This window comes from Bacillus sp. EU52, from assembly GCF_037964975.1.
GTDB classification, from domain to species: Bacteria; Bacillota; Bacilli; order Bacillales; family Bacillaceae; genus Bacillus; species Bacillus subtilis.
The window spans coordinates 2,061,973-2,083,346 of sequence record NZ_CP150177.1 but is presented as its reverse complement, the minus strand read 5'-3'; the positions used below and the strand labels follow the sequence as shown (position 1 = coordinate 2,083,346).

Annotated in this window: 20 protein-coding genes; 13 read left to right on the top strand and 7 right to left on the bottom strand. The window is 42.6% G+C overall.

Going from position 1 to position 21,374, the window contains the following annotated elements:
• Positions 1–153 precede the first annotated feature (153 nt).
• The 7 genes from NSU05_RS10360 to odhB all read left to right on the top strand — a co-directional run bounded on the left by NSU05_RS10360 (position 154) and on the right by odhB (position 10,906).
• The gene (locus NSU05_RS10360) at positions 154–1,371 is read left to right on the top strand and encodes a macrolide family glycosyltransferase (protein WP_003231222.1); all 1,218 of its coding nucleotides are present in this window, start codon (positions 154–156) and stop codon (positions 1,369–1,371) included.
• Between the two features lie 370 nt (positions 1,372–1,741).
• A complete protein-coding gene (gene cwlS, locus NSU05_RS10355; RefSeq protein ID WP_038429142.1) occupies positions 1,742–2,986 on the top strand; it encodes a D-gamma-glutamyl-meso-diaminopimelic acid endopeptidase CwlS in 1,245 nt (414 codons plus the stop codon).
• Between the two features lie 92 nt (positions 2,987–3,078).
• A complete protein-coding gene (locus NSU05_RS10350) occupies positions 3,079–3,669 on the top strand; it encodes a superoxide dismutase family protein (RefSeq protein ID WP_038429140.1) in 591 nt (196 codons plus the stop codon).
• A 63-nt stretch (positions 3,670–3,732) separates the two neighbouring features.
• On the top strand, positions 3,733–4,647 hold the full coding sequence (locus NSU05_RS10345) for a MoxR family ATPase (protein WP_082098080.1): 915 nt from the start codon (positions 3,733–3,735) through the stop codon (positions 4,645–4,647).
• A 10-nt stretch (positions 4,648–4,657) separates the two neighbouring features.
• On the top strand, positions 4,658–6,574 hold the full coding sequence (locus NSU05_RS10340; RefSeq protein ID WP_038429136.1) for a nitric oxide reductase activation protein NorD: 1,917 nt from the start codon (positions 4,658–4,660) through the stop codon (positions 6,572–6,574).
• Between the two features lie 228 nt (positions 6,575–6,802).
• Entirely contained in the window at positions 6,803–9,637 is a 2,835-nt protein-coding gene (sucA, locus tag NSU05_RS10335) for a 2-oxoglutarate dehydrogenase E1 component (protein WP_038429134.1), read from the top strand.
• A gap of 15 nt (positions 9,638–9,652) precedes the next feature.
• On the top strand, positions 9,653–10,906 hold the full coding sequence (odhB, locus tag NSU05_RS10330) for a 2-oxoglutarate dehydrogenase complex dihydrolipoyllysine-residue succinyltransferase (RefSeq protein ID WP_014477077.1): 1,254 nt from the start codon (positions 9,653–9,655) through the stop codon (positions 10,904–10,906).
• A 46-nt stretch (positions 10,907–10,952) separates the two neighbouring features.
• Here odhB and NSU05_RS10325 read toward each other — a convergent pair whose 3' ends face one another.
• Complete coding sequence (locus NSU05_RS10325; RefSeq protein ID WP_038429129.1) at positions 10,953–11,918, bottom strand: bile acid:sodium symporter family protein; 966 nt, start codon at positions 11,916–11,918, stop codon at positions 10,953–10,955.
• A gap of 218 nt (positions 11,919–12,136) precedes the next feature.
• Here NSU05_RS10325 and NSU05_RS10320 point away from each other — a divergent pair, with 218 nt between their 5' ends.
• Positions 12,137–13,474 carry a sodium-dependent transporter gene (locus tag NSU05_RS10320; protein ID WP_014480024.1) on the top strand — a complete coding sequence of 446 codons (1,338 nt, stop codon included), beginning with the start codon at positions 12,137–12,139 and terminating at the stop codon, positions 13,472–13,474.
• A gap of 33 nt (positions 13,475–13,507) precedes the next feature.
• On the opposite strand, the gene NSU05_RS10315 is transcribed toward NSU05_RS10320, so the two are convergent.
• From NSU05_RS10315 to dhaS, 3 genes are all read right to left on the bottom strand, one after another.
• The gene (locus NSU05_RS10315) at positions 13,508–14,353 is read right to left on the bottom strand and encodes a superoxide dismutase (RefSeq protein ID WP_015251901.1); all 846 of its coding nucleotides are present in this window, start codon (positions 14,351–14,353) and stop codon (positions 13,508–13,510) included.
• The gene (sqhC, locus tag NSU05_RS10310; RefSeq protein WP_052124604.1) at positions 14,310–16,241 is read right to left on the bottom strand and encodes a sporulenol synthase; all 1,932 of its coding nucleotides are present in this window, start codon (positions 16,239–16,241) and stop codon (positions 14,310–14,312) included. The genes NSU05_RS10315 and sqhC overlap by 44 nt, the downstream gene beginning before the upstream one ends.
• Positions 16,242–16,341: 100 nt before the next feature.
• A complete protein-coding gene (gene dhaS, locus NSU05_RS10305) occupies positions 16,342–17,829 on the bottom strand; it encodes an aldehyde dehydrogenase DhaS (RefSeq protein WP_015714095.1) in 1,488 nt (495 codons plus the stop codon).
• A gap of 229 nt (positions 17,830–18,058) precedes the next feature.
• Here dhaS and NSU05_RS10300 point away from each other — a divergent pair, with 229 nt between their 5' ends.
• A complete protein-coding gene (locus NSU05_RS10300; protein WP_003231245.1) occupies positions 18,059–18,262 on the top strand; it encodes a DUF6501 family protein in 204 nt (67 codons plus the stop codon).
• A 355-nt stretch (positions 18,263–18,617) separates the two neighbouring features.
• On the top strand, positions 18,618–18,962 hold the full coding sequence (locus NSU05_RS10295) for a PH domain-containing protein (protein ID WP_003220141.1): 345 nt from the start codon (positions 18,618–18,620) through the stop codon (positions 18,960–18,962).
• 93 nt (positions 18,963–19,055) lie between these two features.
• Here NSU05_RS10295 and NSU05_RS10290 read toward each other — a convergent pair whose 3' ends face one another.
• Both NSU05_RS10290 and NSU05_RS10285 read right to left on the bottom strand, forming a co-directional pair.
• On the bottom strand, positions 19,056–19,289 hold the full coding sequence (locus NSU05_RS10290; RefSeq protein ID WP_003231251.1) for a hypothetical protein: 234 nt from the start codon (positions 19,287–19,289) through the stop codon (positions 19,056–19,058).
• A 4-nt stretch (positions 19,290–19,293) separates the two neighbouring features.
• A complete protein-coding gene (locus NSU05_RS10285) occupies positions 19,294–19,557 on the bottom strand; it encodes a hypothetical protein (RefSeq protein ID WP_004399338.1) in 264 nt (87 codons plus the stop codon).
• Positions 19,558–19,623: 66 nt separating this feature from the next.
• Here NSU05_RS10285 and yocM point away from each other — a divergent pair, with 66 nt between their 5' ends.
• Entirely contained in the window at positions 19,624–20,100 is a 477-nt protein-coding gene (gene yocM / locus NSU05_RS10280; protein ID WP_038429127.1) for a salt stress-responsive protein YocM, read from the top strand.
• Here yocM and NSU05_RS10275 read toward each other — a convergent pair.
• Positions 20,087–20,314 carry a hypothetical protein gene (locus tag NSU05_RS10275; RefSeq protein ID WP_038429125.1) on the bottom strand — a complete coding sequence of 76 codons (228 nt, stop codon included), beginning with the start codon at positions 20,312–20,314 and terminating at the stop codon, positions 20,087–20,089. The genes yocM and NSU05_RS10275 overlap by 14 nt on opposite strands.
• A gap of 77 nt (positions 20,315–20,391) precedes the next feature.
• Here NSU05_RS10275 and NSU05_RS10270 point away from each other — a divergent pair, with 77 nt between their 5' ends.
• Together NSU05_RS10270 and NSU05_RS10265 are read left to right on the top strand one after the other, a co-directional pair.
• Entirely contained in the window at positions 20,392–20,724 is a 333-nt protein-coding gene (locus NSU05_RS10270) for a hypothetical protein (protein ID WP_003231257.1), read from the top strand.
• Positions 20,725–20,798: 74 nt separating this feature from the next.
• Positions 20,799–21,290, top strand: coding sequence for a TraR/DksA family transcriptional regulator (locus NSU05_RS10265; RefSeq protein ID WP_003231259.1), 492 nt, complete (start codon positions 20,799–20,801; stop codon positions 21,288–21,290).
• The last annotated feature ends 84 nt before the right edge of the window (positions 21,291–21,374 follow it).

The window sequence follows — 21,374 nt, the reverse complement described above, 5'->3', positions numbered from 1 at the left end:
AGCTGAATGCTTTTTGTCTTGAAGACAGGGAATATAAACTGGTAGAAAAGTTATATGTGATGAATATTAATCAAGTGAAATACTTTACCTGTTTATGTATTTATAGTACCGTATAAAATATTATATAAATTTTCAAAGGAAGGGTGCTGCCGCATGGCAAATGTATTAATGATCGGTTTCCCCGGTGAAGGGCATATTAATCCCTCTATCGGTGTGATGAAGGAGCTGAAATCCCGGGGAGAAAACATTACGTACTACGCAGTGAAGGAATATAAAGAAAAAATCACAGCTCTTGATATTGAGTTTCGTGAGTATCATGATTTCAGAGGAGATTACTTCGGGAAAAACGCAACCGGCGATGAAGAAAGAGATTTCACAGAAATGCTCTGCGCTTTTTTGAAAGCCTGTAAGGATATCGCGACTCATATTTATGAGGAAGTCAAACATGAATCGTATGATTATGTCATATATGATCACCATCTTCTCGCGGGTAAAGTCATTGCCAACATGCTGAAGCTGCCAAGATTTTCATTGTGTACAACCTTTGCGATGAATGAGGAATTTGCGAAGGAAATGATGGGAGCTTACATGAAAGGATCACTAGAAGATTCGCCTCATTATGAATCATACCAGCAGCTTGCAGAAACGTTAAATGCTGATTTTCAAGCAGAGATCAAGAAGCCATTTGATGTTTTTTTAGCTGATGGTGACTTGACAATCGTCTTTACATCAAGGGGATTTCAGCCACTGGCTGAGCAATTTGGCGAGCGATATGTATTTGTCGGTCCTTCCATTACAGAAAGAGCCGGAAACAATGATTTCCCATTTGATCAGATTGACAATGAAAACGTGCTGTTTATTTCAATGGGAACCATTTTTAATAATCAAAAGCAGTTTTTTAATCAATGCCTTGAAGTTTGTAAGGACTTTGACGGTAAAGTTGTGCTTTCTATCGGCAAGCATATTAAAACAAGTGAGTTAAACGACATTCCGGAGAATTTCATTGTACGCCCGTATGTCCCTCAGCTTGAGATCTTGAAAAGAGCCAGCTTATTTGTGACACACGGCGGAATGAACAGCACAAGTGAAGGTTTGTATTTTGAAACCCCGCTCGTTGTCATTCCGATGGGAGGCGACCAATTTGTTGTCGCAGATCAGGTGGAAAAAGTCGGCGCAGGAAAAGTGTTAAAAAAAGAAGAATTATCTGAAAGCCTTCTGAAAGAGACGATACAAGATGTAATGAATAATCGTTCGTATGCTGAAAAGGCAAAAGAAATTGGACAATCACTGAAAGCGGCAGGCGGCTCTAAAAAAGCGGCCGATAGCATTCTTGAAGCTGTAAAACAAAAAACTCAATCAGCAAACGCATAGTGTAAAAGCCTGTTCTTATCGAAAGAACAGGCTTTTTGCCATTTCATAAGAGGGATTTGACACGCCGATAGAGAATTGATTAGAAAAATAGACAAGAAAGGAGGAGAAACTGCTTCGTTCATCAATAGAAAACCATCATTTTTACCCTCGCTTAAATAGTTCCTTAGACTTTCGAAAAACATATCGTGCTTATGTAAAATGTTAGATGTTTATTTGAAGGTTTAAAGGTCGAACGATGCTGAAAATGCTGCGCCAAATGTTTGAAAAGGGTTTAACTTGCTGAAAAATTGACGATAAAACAGTTGTGTGCCATTTTTGGAAACAAAATACTAGCTGTTTTTGCAAAAAAACAGTTTAGGAGGTTGAATGAATGAAAAAGAAGATTGTAGCCGGCTTGGCTGTTTCTGCAGTTGTTGGGTCGTCGATGGCCGCAGCACCCGCGGAAGCAAAAACGATAAAAGTAAAAAGCGGTGACTCTCTTTGGAAACTTTCCCGCCAGTATGATACGACAATATCAGCTCTGAAATCCGAAAACAAATTGAAATCAACGGTGCTTTATGTCGGACAAAGTCTTAAGGTTCCTGAAAGCAGCAAAAAAAGCACGACATCCCCATCTAATTCAAGCAAAACATCAACATACACAGTTGCATATGGTGATTCCCTATGGATGATTGCTAAAAATCATAAAATGAGTGTTTCTGAGCTTAAAAGCTTAAACAGCCTGAGCAGTGACCTGATTCGTCCGGGGCAAAAGCTTAAGATCAAAGGGACAAGCAGTTCAAGCGGATCAAATGGATCAAAGAAAAACAGCGGTTCCAATTCTTCAGGTTCTTCAAAAAGTACATATACGGTCAAGCTTGGTGACTCACTGTGGAAAATCGCAAACAGCTTAAATATGACTGTAGCTGAATTAAAAACCTTAAATGGCTTAACATCAGATACACTTTACCCTAAACAGGTGCTCAAAATAAAAGGAAGCAGCTCACCGAAGAGCGGAAACAGCGGTTCAAAAAAGCCGTCAAACTCCAATCCCTCAAAAACAACGACGTACAAGGTAAAAGCAGGCGATTCGCTGTGGAAAATTGCAAATCGGCTCGGAGTCACTGTCCAAAGCATCCGTGATAAGAATAATTTATCATCTGATGTGCTGCAAATCGGGCAGGTTCTGACTATTTCGGGAGCATCAAAATCTAATCCTTCAAATCCGACAAAGCCAACAAAGCCAAAAGATAACTCAGGGTCAAACATTCAAATAGGCTCGAAGATTGACAGAATGATAACGGAAGCGAAAAAATATGTCGGAGTGCCTTACCGATGGGGCGGAAACACGCCTGCCGGTTTTGATTGCAGCGGCTTCATTTATTACCTTATTAATAATGTATCATCTATATCAAGATTGAGTACGGCAGGATATTGGAATGTCATGCAGAAGGTCAGCCAGCCGTCAGTCGGAGACTTTGTCTTCTTTACCACTTATAAATCCGGCCCATCTCACATGGGGATTTATCTAGGCGGCGGTGACTTTATTCATGCAAGCTCATCGGGCGTCGACATTTCCAATCTCAGCAATTCTTATTGGAAACAGCGGTACTTGGGCGCAAGAAGTTATTTTTAAAAATGAGTATGACAAAAAGCCTTTTATAGGCTTTTTTGTTTATACCAGACAATGATTGACCACACTGTTAGAAAAAACAAGGGGGAGACAGTATGCACCGTCTCTTGCTGTTGATGATGCTGACGGCACTGGGAGTTGCCGGATGCGGACAAAAAAAACCTCCAGACCCTCCTAACCGGGTGCCGGAAAAAAAAGTGGTTGAAACGTCAGCGTTTGGTCATCATGTCCAGCTGGTCAATCGTGAAGGGAGAGCAGTCGGTTTTATAGAGATCAAAGAATCAGACGATGAAGGCCTCGATATTCATATTTCCGCAAACAGCCTGCGTCCAGGTGCTTCTCTCGGTTTTCATATTTATGAGAAAGGTTCTTGTGTCAGGCCGGATTTTGAATCAGCGGGCGGTCCCTTTAATCCGCTGAACAAAGAACACGGCTTCAATAATCCGATGGGGCATCACGCCGGAGATCTGCCGAACCTTGAAGTCGGTGCTGATGGAAAGGTAGATGTCATAATGAATGCGCCTGACACTTCACTGAAAAAAGGAAGTAAACTAAATATTCTCGATGAGGACGGAAGTGCATTTATTATTCATGAACAAGCGGACGATTATCTGACAAACCCAAGCGGCAATTCCGGTGCGCGTATTGTCTGCGGAGCCCTATTGGGAAATAACGAGAAGCAGTAATATCATCCAAGCCCTTTTGTATTGAGCATACAGGGGCTTTTTTAGTATACTCGTTAATGGAATATGAATAGGAAAGGGAATCTGTCTATGACAACTCAACTACAGCACTTAACATTGCCGGAAGATATACAACAAAAGCTTTTATCATATAAAGAGCAGCCTATTTCCCCAGAGTTTCAATCGCTTATAGGAACATCAGGCTATGAGGCGGAGGATGAAGCCATTTTATTTGACGCCATTATTGCATTAGCCATGGGGAAAAATGTCCTGCTGAAAGGGCCTACAGGTTCAGGAAAAACAAAGCTGGCAGAAACATTGTCCAGCTATTTTCATAAACCGATGCACAGCGTCAACTGTTCAGTCGACTTGGACGCTGAGGCATTGGTCGGTTATAAAACGATTGAAAATCAATCTGGCCAGGCAACAATCGAGTTTGTTTCAGGACCTGTTACAAAGGCAATGAAGGAAGGCCATTTTCTTTATATAGATGAAATCAATATGGCGAAGCCGGAAACACTGCCTATTTTAAACGGTGTATTAGATTACAGAAAAATGATGACAAATCCGTTTACAGGCGAGGTCATTCGGGCTAAAGGCGGTTTCGGAGTCATTGCAGCCATCAATGAAGGCTATGTCGGAACTGTTCCTCTGAATGAAGCGTTGAAAAACCGTTTTGTCATCATTGATGTGCCTTATATTAAAGGCGAGCTGCTGAAACAAGTTCTCATGTCTCAGTCAGCCCTGAAAGATGAGAAAATGATTGACAGATTTATCACGCTTTCCTCTGACTTGATCGTTCAGGCCAATAACGGACAGGTGTCTGAAGAAGCGGCATCCATCAGAGCTTTAATCGATACATGTGATTTAGCTGCTTATATTCCGCCGCGTCGTGCCATTGAGCGGGGAATTGTAGAAAAGCTTGATGATGATCGGGAAAAAGCGGCCGTTCGAAATATTGCAGAAACTCTGTTTGAATGAGGAGGCTGCGATGAAATTTATCAAATTTAACGACAGCACAATTGATTCATTTTTATTTATGATGCTGACTGATTTGGCCAAAACACTCACCAAGAGTGAAGCGGTAGAAGTGGAGTACGGCGTTCAGTCCTATTACAATCCATTTGAAAAGAAAATCTATATGAGCCACTTTTGGAAAGACAGGGCAGCTGAGGACATGGAAGCGGGTCTGAAAAGCGACGTCTACCTGCGTTCAATCGGAACAAGATATAGCTCGCTGCATGAGTTTGCGAACTTTTTGAATGATATCCATCGCCATCTTACGTTTAAAAGTTTTGCCAAGCAGCTCTTTATGCTGCTTGAAGACATTAGGATCGAAGAATGCATCAAACGTGAGCGCCCGGGTACGAAACATGTATTTGCGAAGCGAAAAGACATGTACAGAAAACATTTCTCAACCCAGCTGACCTTAAATTTGGAACGAAGCATTTTTACCGATGCGCTCTTTTGCGCGATCTATGTCAAGCTCACAGCGGAATCGCCGCTTGAGACCCTTCCGTCCATGCGTGAAGATATCGATTTGATGCGCCCGTTTATTGAGCAGCAGCTCTTGCGTGTGTATGAAGCAGATTCGACACGGCAGGTTCTGAAAATTGTTGAGGACCTCATGGATGGGCTTGAAGAGGTGCTCGATAAAGACATGTTGAACACCTACTTCTTCTTGCCTGAGCTTGACTACGCAAAAGCTGCAGAACAGCCGTTATTTGAAGAGGAGAAAAAAGCGCCGAAGCTGAGTGATGACATCACGCTTCCAAAAAAATCAGACGGTGATGAGGATATCCATGAAGAAGAAATGCCGACATGGCACCGGGAAACAGAAGCACCGTCTAAAAGCTTCCTTCAATTTGATATTGAACACGGCGCAAAATCAGATTTAGGAAAAGATGCTTCAAGGGAAGGCGACGATGGAGATCAGGCCCTTGGCTCTGTTCAAGGATCAGCCAGACAAACGAAACGGAAAGACTATTCCAAGCTGGAAGCGCTGGAGTCCCAAAAAGACCAGCCGAACGGAGCGGGTACGGCTGACGGCAAAGAAAATAAATATGCATTTCCAATTTATAAAGAACCGCAGCCGGCAACCAGTGAAGAAGAGCTTTCTTATAAACAGCAGGCAAAAACGATTGAATCGTATCAAAAGCGTTTGAAACAAATGATTCAAAAAACACTTGAACATAAAAAAACATTGCCGAGAACAGATCTTCATGCCGGGAGACTGAACAATAAGCTTCTTCGTTACTTCACTGAGCGAAATCCGCGCCTGTTCTACAAAAAGCAAGAACCGTCTTCAGAAATTGACGCAGTTTTTACATTGCTGGTCGATTGTTCCGCCAGCATGTTCGACAAAATGGACGAAACAAAACGAGGAATCGTGCTGTTTCACGAAGCGCTGAAATCGGTAGCGGTTCCGCATCAGATTGTCGGTTTCTGGGAGGACACAAATGATGCAACCGAAACAAGCCAGCCAAACTATTTCAATACGGTTATTCCCTTCCAATCATCATTAAGACAAGATTCTGGACCGGCCATTATGCAGCTTGAGCCAGAAGAAGATAACCGTGACGGGTACGCAATTAGGCAGATGACGAAAAAAATGCTGCATCGCAGCGAGGCGCAAAAGTTCTTAATTGTTTTCTCAGATGGAGAGCCGGCCGCATTTGGCTACGAACAAAATGGGATCGTCGATACAAGTGAGGCGGTTATCGAAGCCCGAAAAAGAGGAATAGAAGTGATAAATGTTTTTCTCTCCAACTCAGAAATAGAAGAATCGCAAATGAAGACGATCCAGGATATGTACGGAAAATTCAGTATATTTGTCCCGGATGTTGATCAGCTACCGGATGTTTTGTATCCGCTGCTGAAAAAACTGCTTCATAAAAGCATAGGATAGCCCTTAATCCTATGCTTTTTGGCGTTTGTTTTTTCGAATGATTAAATTTTTTGTTTTTTATAAAGGTTTTTTACTATTTTGTGAACAATCAAGGTAGAATCAAATTGCAAACAGTGGTAAAATATCGTTGGAAGCGTTTTTATTACATAATTTTGGACACAGCGTTCGAAAGTTATTTCAAGATAGTGAATCAATCACTTGATTATTTAAGTTGGGGGTAATATTCAAATGTTTCAAAATAGTATGAAACAACGAATGAATTGGGAAGATTTTTACGGTCCGAACCTCGGCTATGCGCTGGAGCTTTACGATCAGTATACCCAGGATCCGAACAGCATTGACCCGGATTTGAAGGAAATGTTCGACGAGCTCGGTGCTCCGCCAAGCGATATAAAAGAGGCCTCGGGAACAAAAGAAAAGGGACGTGTTACAGCCGATCTGATTCAAAAGATCGCATCCGCAGTCAGACTTGCAGAAGATATCCGAACCTATGGCCATTTGAACGCTTCCGTCAATCCGCTCAGAAAGGATGAGAAAAAGAGCGAACTTTTTCCATTATCCGATTACGGGCTAACAGAAGAGGAAATAAAAGCAATACCTGCGTCTGTCATCTGCAAAGACGCTCCTAAAAACATTACGAACGGTTTAGAAGCCATTCAGTATTTACGAAATACGTATAAAAGAACCATCTCTTTTGAATTTGACCATGTGCATGACTTCAAAGAGCGCGAGTGGCTGACAAGAAAGATTGAATCTGGCGAGCTGTTCCAGAAGAACTCAGCTGAAAAGCTGTCGGCTGTGCTGGAAAGACTGACAGAAGTAGAGGGATTTGAGCAGTTTTTACACCGCACATTCGTCGGGCAGAAGCGCTTTTCCATTGAGGGTCTGGACGCTCTTGTTCCAGTGCTTGATGACATTATTGCACAATCTGTCAAATCAGGCACGACAAGTGTCAACATCGGGATGGCGCACAGGGGACGCCTGAATGTCTTGGCACATGTGCTCGGCAAACCGTATGAAATCATCTTCTCTGAATTCCAGCATGCGCCGAATAAAGATCTTGTCCCGTCTGAGGGATCAATTGGGATCAGCTACGGATGGACAGGGGATGTCAAATACCATTTGGGGGCGAATCGGGAGCTTCAAGACGCTGAAACAAAATCAGCGCGCATTACGTTAGCGAACAACCCGAGCCACTTGGAATTTATCAATCCGATTGTTGAAGGCAGCACAAGAGCAGCACAGGAAACGCGAACACAAAGCGGGTACCCGGTACAAGATGAAACAAAATCGCTTGCCATTTTAATCCATGGAGACGCTGCATTCCCTGGGGAAGGAATTGTAGCTGAAACATTGAATTTAAGCTCTTTAAAAGGGTATCAAGTAGGCGGTGCGATTCATATTATCGCCAATAACATGATCGGATTCACAACAGAAAGCGCTGAATCCAGATCGACAAAATATGCCAGCGACCTGGCCAAGGGTTATGAAATTCCGATTGTTCACGTGAATGCGGACGATCCTGAAGCTTGTCTTTCAGCTGTTAAGTTTGCGGTCGAATACCGAAAAACATTCAACAAGGATTTTCTGATTGATTTGATCGGGTACAGACGCTATGGACACAACGAAATGGATGAACCGTCAACCACTCAGCCAATGCTGTATGATGCTGTCAGAAAGCATCCGACCGTCAAACAAATTTTCGCTGAAAAGCTGGTAAAAGAAGGCGTGCTTACCGAGGAAGTCGTTCAAAACATCGAAAAATCGGTAACGAAGCGCATTGAGGATGCATATCAGAAAGTTCCGTCTAAAAAGGAACACACTGCCTGTGAAATTGAACTTCCAGAGCCTGTATCAAACGGTTTCCCAGATGTGGACACTTCGATTGATTTTGATGTGCTCCGCAAGCTGAATGGCGAATTGATCAACTGGCCGGAGTCATTTAATGTTTTCGGCAAGCTAAAACGCATTTTAGAAAGACGCGCCAAGGCGTTCGATGATGATAGAAAAGTGGAATGGTCTTTGGCAGAATCACTCGCGTTTGCTTCAATTTTGAAAGACGGAACACCGATTCGTTTAACAGGACAGGATTCCGAGCGCGGAACGTTCGCCCAAAGAAACCTTGTGCTTCATGACAGTGAGACGGGCAAAGAATTTGTGCCGCTTCATCACTTATCTGACTGCAGCACATCATTTGCTGTTCATAACAGCCCGCTGTCTGAAGGATCGGTTCTCGGTTTTGAATACGGCTATAACGTGCATTCACCGGAAACGCTTGTTTTGTGGGAAGCACAGTACGGAGATTTTGCCAACGCAGCTCAAGTGTATTTTGACCAATTTATTTCTGCCGGACGCGCGAAATGGGGCCAAAAATCCGGATTAGTCATGCTGCTTCCGCACGGTTACGAGGGACAGGGGCCTGAGCACTCAAGCGGAAGAATCGAGCGATTCCTGCAGCTTGCAGCGGAAAATAACTGGACGGTTGCCAACCTGACAAGCGCAGCACAGTATTTCCATATTTTAAGAAGACAGGCTAAAATGCTGCTTCGTGAAGAAATCAGACCGCTCGTCATTATGACGCCGAAGAGCCTTCTTCGCAACCCAAATACGGTGTCGGAAGTGCAGGAGCTCAGCGAAAGCCGCTTCCAGCCTGTTTATGAACAGTCGGGACTTTCTCATGACTATGAAAAAGTAACCAGACTTGTATTATCCAGCGGTAAAGTGTCTATAGACATTAGCGATCATTTTAATAAGTTAGAAGACGGTAAAGAGTGGGTTCACATTGCGAGAATCGAACAGCTGTATCCATTCCCGGCAAAAGGAGTCAAAGAATTATTTGCAAAACTTCCGAACCTGAAAGAAATCGTTTGGGTGCAGGAAGAGCCGCAGAACATGGGGGCTTGGGGTTATATCAGCCCGTATTTGACAGAGATTGCACCAGAGGGAGTAAGCGTTCAATATATTGGACGCAGAAGACGATCCAGCCCTGCAGAGGGAGATCCGACAGTTCATAAAAAAGAACAGGAACGTATTGTATCTGATAGCTTGACTCGCAAAAACTAAGGGGGAAATGAAAAAATGGCGGAAATTAAGGTACCTGAATTAGCAGAATCAATCTCAGAAGGAACAATAGCCCAATGGTTAAAGCAGCCTGGTGACTATGTAGAACAGGGTGAATATCTGCTTGAACTAGAAACGGATAAAGTGAATGTTGAATTGACAGCAGAAGAATCGGGTGTACTTCAAGAGGTATTGAAAGATTCGGGTGATACCGTCCAAGTCGGAGAAATTATCGGTACGATTTCAGAAGGCGCGGGTGAAAGTTCTGCCCCTGCTCCTACAGAGAAAGCAGAAAGCAAGGAAAGCGTAAAAGAAGAGAAACAGGCTGAACCAGCTGCACAAGAGGTGAGCGAGGAAGCACAATCTGAAGCAAAATCAAGAACGATTGCTTCTCCGTCGGCCCGTAAGCTGGCGAGAGAAAAAGGAATTGACCTGTCTCAAGTTCCAACTGGAGATCCGCTTGGAAGAGTGCGCAAGCAGGATGTCGAAGCGTACGAAAAACCGGCATCAAAACCGGCTCCTCAGCAAAAGCAGCAGCCTCAGGCTCAAAAAGCACAGCAAAGCTTTGACAAACCTGTTGAAGTGCAAAAAATGTCACGCCGCAGACAAACGATTGCAAAACGCCTTGTAGAGGTACAGCAAACATCAGCGATGCTGACCACATTTAATGAAGTGGACATGACGGCTGTCATGAATCTCAGAAAACGCCGCAAAGATCAATTCTTTGAGCAAAATGAAGTGAAGCTCGGCTTTATGTCTTTCTTCACGAAAGCGGTCGTAGCTGCATTGAAAAAATATCCGTTGTTGAATGCAGAAATTCAAGGCGATGAGTTGATCGTTAAAAAATTCTACGATATCGGAATCGCTGTTGCTGCTGATGAAGGCCTTGTCGTTCCGGTTGTGCGGGATGCGGATCGCCTGACATTTGCAGGAATCGAAAAAGAGATCGGCGAGCTTGCGAAAAAAGCAAGAAACAATAAATTAACCCTTAGCGAGCTTCAGGGAGGCTCTTTCACGATTACAAACGGAGGGACTTTCGGTTCATTGATGTCAACTCCAATTTTAAACAGCCCGCAAGTCGGTATACTGGGCATGCATAAGATTCAGCTGCGCCCTGTAGCCATTGATGAAGAGCGTTTCGAAAACCGTCCGATGATGTATATCGCTTTATCTTATGATCACCGAATTGTAGACGGTAAAGAAGCGGTTGGCTTCCTCGTGACAATCAAAAATTTACTGGAAGATCCTGAACAGCTTTTATTAGAAGGATAATAAAAAAGGGTACATCACGATAAAGTGATGTACCTTTTTTGCATATTTAAAGTGATAGATTGCTGCTTTTGGATTCAGCTCGTTTCTTTTTCACTTTTTTCGACCAATATGTTGCAAGCATAGAACCTGAAAGGTTATGCCACACGCTGAATATTGCGCTTGGTACGGCAGATAGCGGTGAGAAATGAGCCGTGGCAAGTGCAGCCCCAAGTCCGGAGTTTTGCATGCCGACTTCGATTGCGATCGCTTTTTGAGACGGGTAATCCATTTTTAAAAGCTTTGCACAAAGAAACCCAAGTAAATAACCGATACCGTTATGCAGGATAACAACTGAAAAAATGAGCAACCCCGATTGAAGCAGATTTTCCCGATTGCCGCTGACGACAGCTGAGACAATCGCAACGATGCCAATGACAGAAACAAGCGGAAGGGCATGTACGGCTTTTGCCACTTGTTTTCTGAAAAACATTTTGACAATCAGACCTGCAATGATCGGAAATAAAACCGCCTGTAATATTGAAATAAACAAAGACCCCGGCGAGACAGGAAGCCATTCTTTGGCAAACAGCATAATCAACAACGGTGTTACAACAGGTGCCAATAAGGTAGAAATTGTCGTAACCGCAACAGAAAGGGCAGTATTTCCTTTTGCTAAGAATGTCATAACATTAGATGCAGTTCCCCCGGGACAGCAGCCGACAAGAATAACACCAACTGCGATTTCAGCTGGAAGATGAAGCCCAAATGCGAGGCCGAAAGCAACGAGCGGCATGATCGTATACTGAGCTATTACTCCAATAATAACTTGCCAAGGCTTTCTGACCAGCTCTTTGAAATCATCGGCTTGCAGTGTAAGGCCCATCCCAAACATGATAATGCCAAGAAAAATCGTAATATAAGAACTGATCCACGTAAATAAAGATGGGAAAGAAAATCCCAGCACTGCAAAAACAATGACCCATATGCCAAAGGTTTGTCCTGCAAAATGACTTATTTTTCTAATGATGTCCATAAAAACACTCCTAACACACTTATCAAGAACTTCAGCAGAAATTCTTACAAATTTCATAACATTCTCTTATTATAAATAATTTTCTGAATAATTCAATAATAGTTTTTGGCAGATGTCTATAGATATATGATGTAAACTAATTAAAATGTTCTTGACTATATAGGAAGATATTCTTACAATGAACTTTTATAATGGTTAGATCAAATAGGAGTGATACGGTGAAGGAAGCAAATCAATGGTCTTCGAAGCTCGGCTTTATTTTAGCCGCGGCAGGATCAGCTATCGGGCTTGGTGCGATATGGAAATTCCCATATGTTGCCGGAACCAGCGGAGGAGGCGCATTTTTACTTATTTTTATTTTATTTACGGTTTTAATCGGACTGCCTTTATTGTTAGGTGAATTTATCATAGGCAGAAGAACACAGAAAGATGCCGTTCAGTCCTATAAAACACTTGCTCCAGGAACGAAGTGGCATTGGATCGGTTATTTAGGCATGGTGACGTGCTTTATTCTTCTATCTTTCTACAGTGTCGTAGGCGGATGGATTTTAATTTATATTATAAAAGGCTTCACTGGCGGTTTATCGCAAACATCTGGTTTTGATACGATATTTGCGAGTACCATTTCAAATCCTTATTTGGCTGTAGGAGGCCAGCTGCTCTTTATGGTGGTAACAATTTTAGTTGTTGCAAAAGGGGTAAGCAGCGGAATTGAAAAAGCAAGCCAAGTATTAATGCCGGCGCTTTTTCTATTATTCATCATTTTAATGGTGCGTTCGGTTACACTTGATGGTGCGATGGAAGGAATCAAATTTTTCCTGATGCCTGATTTAACTGCAATTGATGCCAATACCATTTTATATGCAATGGGACAATCCTTTTTCTTATTAAGTGTCGGTGTATCTGTCATGGTAACGTATAGCGCTTATTTAGAGAAACAGGAAAATCTGGTACAGTCCGCTGTATCTGTAACTGTTATGAACATGCTTGTTGCTGTAATGGCTGGAATTGCGATTTTTCCAGCTGTCTTTTCATTCGGCCTCAAACCAGACCAAGGCCCGGTTCTGTTATTTAACGTGCTGCCGACTGTGTTTAATCAAATGCCGTTCGGAATTATCTTTTTATTAGCATTTTTACTTCTATTTTTATTTGCTGCATTGACATCTGCTTTTTCAATGCTGGAAATTTTGGTCGCAGTACTTTCGAAAGGCGATGTCAATAAGAGAAAACGATTCGCTTGGTTAGGCGGAATTGCTATTTTTATTGTCGGTGTGCCGTCTGCATTATCATACGGTGTCTTAAGTGACGTCTCTATATTTCATCTGTCTATTTTTGATGCCGCCGACTATCTTGTGAGCAATATTTTAATGCCGTTAGGTGCGTTACTGATTTCGATTTTTGTCCCGCTAAAAATACCGAAACAGGATTTGTTTGACGAGCTGAAAAGCGGTTCTAATCTCAAACGAAAGTGGTTTGCTGTTTGGCTGCTGCTCATTCGATATTTATCTCCTGTTGCCATTATCATCGTGTTTTTGCATGTGGTAGGGATTTTTTAAAACACGAAGCCCCCGGAGAAAGGGGGGCTTTTTTTAATAGAGCTTCCAAACGACTTCTTTTGCCTGCTCAAAACGTTTTTCAGCCTCGCGCCAATCCACGACATTCCACCAGTGATCGACATAGCTGGCCCGGTCATTTTTGTATTGCAAATAGTAGGCATGCTCCCATACGTCAAGCGGTAAAAGGGGGATCACATCCCATTGGCTAAAGAGCTGGTGTTTTTCTGCCGTTAAAATCTCCAGCCGTCCTGATCGAGGTGCCCAGACCAGAATGGCCCAGCCGACGCCTTCCACTTTTTTAGCGGCCTGGGTAAAATGTTCTTTAAAAGCGGAATAGCTTCCAAATGAAAGGTCTATCATTTGGAACAATGCCCCTGTAGGACGCCGTTTTCCGTTTGGATGCATAGAAAACCAAAAAATACTGTGCAAATAATGGCCTGCTCCATGGAACGCAAGCTCTCTTTCCCAATGAGTGATTAAGTCATAATTCTTTGTTGCTCTCGCTTTTTTAAGCTCTGATTCTGCTTTGTTCAGGCCATCGACATAGCTTTGATGATGTTTTGTATGATGAAGGACCATAATATCGCGTGAAATATAAGGTTCTAAGGCGGAGTATTTGTAAGGAAGCTTTGGCAGCACGTGTTTCCCTATAGGGACATATGCGCGTCTTTCACTTGTATCATCTGATTCTGTAATATCCCGGTAAAGAGCAGCGGCCTGTTTATACCAATCTTCTTCTGTTGTTTGGTCATCTTCCAGAGCCTCAATCATCTTGTCGATTTGATCTTCAAACTGGTCAAGCTGTCCTCGCTTTTGAATCTGATCTTTCAGGGCTTCACACCAATTGAACATCTCCGTTTGATAAGATTCGCGTTTCATTTGCTGTCTCCTTTTCAATAGAATCTAAATATTTCCCGACAGCCAGCAAAGAGAATACATATGGATAACTGTGATAGCGAATATAAAATTGCTTCGGCAATCCGATCCCTGCTGGATACGCGAGGCTATCGGCGCTATGCGAACTGCTGTCGGTAAGGTATTGCATGCCTTTCACAACAGACGGATGTTCGGAATTTTCATATGTGAGCAAAGCGTCTAAAGCCCAGGCCGTTTGTACAATGGTTCCTCTATGAAGCGGTACATATGTTTTGATTTCGGCGCTTTTGCAGGATTCTCCCCAGCTTCCGTCATCATTTTGTATGGATTTGAGCCAACGCAGAGCCTTTTGTATACCGGGATGCTTTCGGTCAACCCCGCATGCATGCATACCAGTAAGAGCAGCCCAAGTGCCGTAAATGTAGCAAACACCCCATCTGCCGTACCAAGACCCATTTTGTTCCTGATGTTCGAAAAGCCACTTCACTGCGCGTTGAATATGTTGATGTTTTTCTGTGAAGCCAACTTTCTCGCCTAAAAAGTGCAGTACACGTCCGGTGAGGTCGGCGGTTGAAGGGTCAACTGCAGCGTCCTCGGCGGATTCAAGCGGCAGAAGGCGGATCAGTGGATGGTTCACATTTTTTTCGAAAGCAGAAAATCCGCCGTCATTGTTTTGCATCGATAAAAGCCAAGATACCCCTCGCTCCCATGCTGCAGGAGAATGATTGCGGGGAATCGCTTTTAAAACGGCTGCAGTGTCGTCACAGTCAGGGTTATTTGTATTAATGTTTGAAAACCCCCAGCCGCCAGGAACTGAATTTGGATTTTTGACAGACCAATCTGCTATTTTGGTATGCTGGCGTTCTAGCAAAAAGTCGGCTGCTTTTGTAACAGAGCCATCCGTTTCGGTCACACCATTTTTTTGAAGGGCATAGCTGATTAGAGCTGTATCCCAAACAGTTGATGTAGAGTTTTCCAGATAAGGAATCCCGTTGCATTTAGTCACAAGTGATTTAATGCCGGTAATCGCCCTCCTGATAACAGGGGAATAGCGTGACACACCAAGTGACAGAAGGCTGTAAACCATATATATGGTTGCGCTCGCATAGCTGTATAATGTTCCATCTTTTTCAATCCGGTCCAGCATATACGTTTTAGCTGTCTGTAGGCCCAGCTGCTGAAAAGCAAATGGTGCATGAAAAACGCGTTTCCAATGTGACAAAATAGACGTGAGATCTCTTTCTTCGAAAGCATCAGACCGAAGCCAAGTGAAAGGATTTTTTGTCATGTGCGGATCGAGATGGTGAAGAGATGAAATATTGCGGTTAATAAGGACAAATCGCTGATTGAGTGTTACAGCCATAGGAGCAAAATGAATACGGGCATATGAGCTGAACTGATAGAAATGAATCGGCAATGTTGGGGGGAGCGCCATGAGTGATAATGGTAAATACAAAGCAGGCCAAGGATAAAGCCCGTTCGCGGCAAGCATCCATTTTGTCATAAAATGAACATGTCTCAAACCACCATGTGAGATGATAAATTGTTCAGCTTTCTTCATGTGCGGCTCAGATCTGTGAAAACATCCTGAAGCCAGCATCCCGACATATCCTTGGACGGTAGCCGTTAGATTTCCGCGCGTTTCATCGGGATAGTTGATAAATGTGCCGTCTGGCTGCTGTTTTGCATGAATGCCGGCTGCAAGGGATGATATCAGTTCTTTTTCATTTTCGCCTTCATCTAGTGAGGTAAGAAGCAAAATAAAAAAGGAATTTGTCAAGATTGGTCCTTCAAAGCAAAATGTCCATGAACCATCAGCATTTTGCCTGTCTCTTAACTCGGTAATGGTTTTCTTTTGAAAACGCCTCACTTTCTCCTGAAGTGTGCCCATCACGCTCAACTCCTTCAGAAGCATATATATTCAGCGTCTTTTACTGCCATTACAGAAAGAAAAAAACTGCTGGCATGCAGCAGTTTTTTAAAAATACATGTTAGTCTTCAAGGTTTATCCATACACTTTTGACTTCTGTATAATTATCCAAGGCATATGATCCCATTTCTCGTCCGAGTCCTGACTGTTTATAACCGCCAAATGGAGACGCCGCGTCAAACACATTATAGCAGTTCACCCAAACGGTTCCGGCTTGAAGTCGGTCCGCGATATAGTGAGCCTGCTTGACATTCTCTGTCCATAGTCCGGCCGCAAGCCCATATTCTGAATGGTTTGCCCGTTCAATAACTTCATCGACAGTTTCGTACGGAATTGCAGTCAGCACGGGTCCGAAAATTTCTTCTTTTGCGATGGTCATTTCGTCTTCAACATTCGCAAACACAGTCGGTGCGACAAAATATCCTGCTTCAAAAGGACAGCTTCCGCCGGTCACTGCTTTTGCTCCTTCATCTTTTCCTTTTTGAATATAGGAAAGAACGCGCTCATGCTGTTCCTTGCTTACGAGAGGCCCGATTTGAGTATCTTTATGAAGTCCCGCTCCTTGGCGGAGTGACTCAGCATAGGACGCCATTTCATCAACCACTTCATCATATTGGTCTTTATGAATGAAGACACGTGAGCCCGCACAGCAGACTTGACCCTGGTTAAACATCACACCGTTTAAAGCGCCCGGGATGGCTTTTTTCAAATTCGCATCCGGCAGAAGAATATTAGGCGATTTTCCGCCCAGCTCCAATGTCACACGCTTAATGCTTTTCGCTGCGGTGGACATGATTTTCTTTCCGATTTCAGTGGAACCGGTAAAGGCAATTTTATCAACCGCTTCGTGGTTCGTCAGCGCTTCTCCCGCATCTTCACCGAATCCTGGGATGATGTTGATTACACCGGCAGGGAAACCGGCTTGGTCAATTAATTCTGCCAAATAAAGAGCTGAAAGCGGTGTTTGTTCAGCCGGTTTGAGGACGATTGTACAGCCTGTTGCAAGTGCCGCGCCCATTTTCCACATCGCCATCAGGAGCGGGAAATTCCATGGAATGATCTGGCCGACGACACCGACAGGCTCATGACGCGTATAATTAAAATAAGCGCCGGAAACCGGAATCGTCTGTCCTGTTATTTTTGTACACCAGCCGGCGTAATAGCGCATATGCTCAATAGCCAGCGGAATATCTCCATTAGTCGTCTCATTGATCGGTTTCCCATTATCAAGTGTTTCAAGCTGAGCAAGCTCAGTTTTATGCTCTTCCATTAAGTCTGCCAGCTTATACATCAGTCTGCTTCTCGAAGCTGGAGACATTGTTCTCCATTCACCTTGGTCAAAGGCTTTCCGGGCAGCTTTAACCGCTTTGTCCACATCCGCAGCCTGGGCTTCATACAGCGTCATCAAGGTTTCGCCGGTCGCCGGGTTTGGAGTGTCAAAGGTTGCCCCTGAGGCACTCGGAACAAACTTTCCGTCAATATAAAGCTTCTTTGTTCCCTGTAAAAATGTCTCCAGCCTTTTCGTCACTTGCATCGTTAAAGAACTCATCCGTAACAAACCTCCAGTCATTTTTTATGGTCTGTTCTGAGATTCTTGGTGATAGCACATTGATTCCTGGATTGAATAGCAGAAATAAGCTGTGATAGTTGCTTCAAACGTAAGCGTATACAAACATTCTATAATAGAAATCAAGGCAAAATCAATGAATAACCGATATTGCAATTTACAAAAGAAAAAAGCTACAATAAGCTTATAGATAAGAAAAGGAGATTTCATCATGATTCATAAAAATTGGCTTGAAAAAGAAACAATTAAAAAAGTAAAGTGTGTGCAGACAAACGCAAAAAAATATATCGTAAACCGCGTTTTAACGCCGGGAAAAGAATATGAAGTAAAAAATGAAACAGAGGAGTTTCTCTTTGTGGTCGACAATACGAATAAAGTCGGCGGCTATTATAAAGAATACTTCGAAGAGATGTAATGCTTCCTTGAAGCATCAAACAGATTTTGTTAAAAGCAGTCGATACATAAAACCGCAGCTCAGCTGCGGTTTTTTGTGGTTAAAACAGGAAATATAAAACAAAATTAAAAAAATCATTAAAAACCGCTTTTTTATAAAAACATTGCTGAATATTGAAACTTTTTTCTCTATATGTGCGTATTACTTGATGACAACAGCTTAAAAGCCAAAAAACAAATCAAAAATTTGAAAAATGTAATCTGTTCGTAATGGTTTAAATGTCTTCTATGTCGTATTCTTATATAGGGATAAAGGACTTATTTTTATGTAGTGAATGATAAAACAAATAGATAAATGCAGAAAGAGGGGTTCTTCATTGGGTATTTTTTCTGTTAGCAGATCAACGGACGCAAAGAAGCTTGAGGCTTTGCTCGTTGAAGGGGAAAGAATAGAATCGATTTATAAGCTCCGAGTGGACCAAATTTGCTTTACAAATAAGCGGATCATTTTCTTTGACAATAAAATGTTTTCCAAAAAGAAGGTTCGTGTATTTCTTCCATATAAAACAATTGAAAGCTTTGCCATTCAAGAAGCGGGAATGTTTGATCCGGACACTGGGCTTTTATTGATGACAAGAAGCAAAACGTTCGAATTAGAATTTGCGAAAGACACCGATTTAAGCGAGGTTCAGGCGGTGCTGACAAAGCATTTGTGCAGCTGAATATTTGATGAGCCAGCCGTTCAAAAAATGGTTAGGCTTTTTTTTATATATAAAAACAAGAACAGGGCATGTGCGCCCTGTTCTTATTACTTATTACACCACACTGTTTTTCGCTGAGTTCGAATCAACAAGATCTGCATCTAATACATTTGAAATCGGTACGACAAGAGGAGTAAAGTCGCCATTTTCTTCTCCAAACCCTTGATTTATTTTAGCTGATAAAAAGTAATCGACCTGCTGATACGGACCGAGTGTTAAAGAGGAACCACGGTCCATTGTATTGATTTTAAATCCGCCGACATTCACGACGGAGGGAGAAAAGAACATCTCATCACTTCCTTTTGATTGAGGAGTTAACCGCTTCACTTTCAAAAGAGGCCGGAGAATCAATTTGGTCTCTGTCATCCACATGGCTTCTCGTGCCCATAAATCCGCTCGCATCTCCAAAATTCTGTCCGTAGCCTTGATTTTTTTTATCAGAATTTTGCCATTCTGCCAATAAATTTTGTCCTACGTTAACCGCTGAAGCATTTTCAAAGGAATTAATTTTCAGCATGAAAATATTAATATTGATATACGGAGTTGGTTGAACCACAGGCAAACCTCCTTTCTATAGTTGTATGCTGGCGGTTATAAAGTATGTTAAGACAGGGGGCTTCAAATGGATTTCGAAAAGATGAAGCAGTGGATGGAATTCGCACAGCAGATGTACGGCGGTGACTTTTGGAAACAGGTATTTGATGAAGACCAAAAAACCCCTTTTATGACAAATGGCCAATCTCCGTTTCCGTTTGCGCAGCAAGAACAGCGAGGGAAAGGAGATGCTTCATTTCCGAGCATGGATATTGTAGATACCGTTACGGAAGTGCAGTTTTTAATTTATCTTCCAGGCTACCGTAAACAAGACGTTCACATATTATCGTACGGAGATTATTTAGTGGTGAAGGGGCAGCGCTTTTCCTATTTTAATGAACAGGACTTTCGCCAAAAAGAAGGGAAATACGGAAGTTTTGAAAAGAAAATTCCGCTTTCCGATCATCTTCATGGAAAGATGAATGCCATTTTTAAAGACGGAATCCTATACATCACTATTCAAAAAGACGAAGGTCAAGCGAAAACCATTGTTATTGATGATTGATTTTCATACTGAGTGCATCTGACCCATCACGGTCATCAATTGATTCAATCGGAATGACCATGACAATAACATCTGCATTTTGTTCCCCAAAACCGTTATTTCTTTTGATAGCAGAGCACCTGTTCCTTAACTCCGCAGAACCAAAGGTAAGGGATGAGCCGGTGCCTATCGAGTTAGTCTTGAGATGAGAAATATTGATGTTAGTCGGAAGCATGAAAACCTCTCCTTTCTATGGGATATACCTCATTATATATGTAGACGAAAGAGGAGTATGCAAAGGGTCGTGATGTCATGAAAAAAATGTTCCGGTCGCTGATCAGGCATTGCTTGAAACCAGAACTTGACAAACTGCGTGAATGTGAAGAAAGACTCTCAGTGATTGAGAAACAAAAACAAAGCAGCAAACAAGAGTCTGAAGAAACCTATATACATATTGAAACGCTGAATGTCGAAAAGGTTGACTATCATCTTGAATTCGGCGAGCTGACCATTGATGAACTGAGCGGCAGATTAAATATAGGCGCAACCTATTATATACCGCCAGAAGAGAAGGACAAAAAGTGCCAACGAAAACCCGAAGCACCATCGACGCCAGCGGTCACGATCCGTTCAAAAAGGCAGTAGCTCATCTTTCCATCGATGTTTCCATGTTTGACAGAAGGCAAAACGGGAAACAGGATAGAAAGGAGAGGATATACATGGCACTGACAAAAGAACAAACACAGCATCTCTATCATAAATTGCTCGATATGCAAAAAGAATTGTCTGGCGAGAAAAAGGAAACAGAATCAATGACGGAAGAAGTGGGGGAGCTTTCCAACGGGGTTGACAACCATATGGCAGACCACGGGACGCTCGTCACAGACCGGATGACAGACCAAACAGTGAAAGAGATTGACCGGGAGCTGTTAGAGGAGGTCAACCGTGCATTACAAAAGATGAAAGACGGAACTTACGGCGTGTGTGAAAAAACCGGCCAAGAGATTCCTTACGAAAGACTTGAAGCTGTTCCTTATGCAAGAATGACAGTTGAGGCCCAAGCTGATGTGGAGGATGATCTGGAGACAGATGCTCCTTCTTATGAAAGAGAGTTTCATGAACAGGTAAAAGACTTATCCAACAAAGAAACAATTGATCAAAAAAGCTCGCAGACGTATGAAATCTTGGATCGTGAACAAGATTCGAAGTAAAAATGGCAAGCAAGTACACCGATATTAGATGTACTTGCTTTTTTTTGAAAAAAAATCTCATATTCAAAATAAAGTGATTGACTT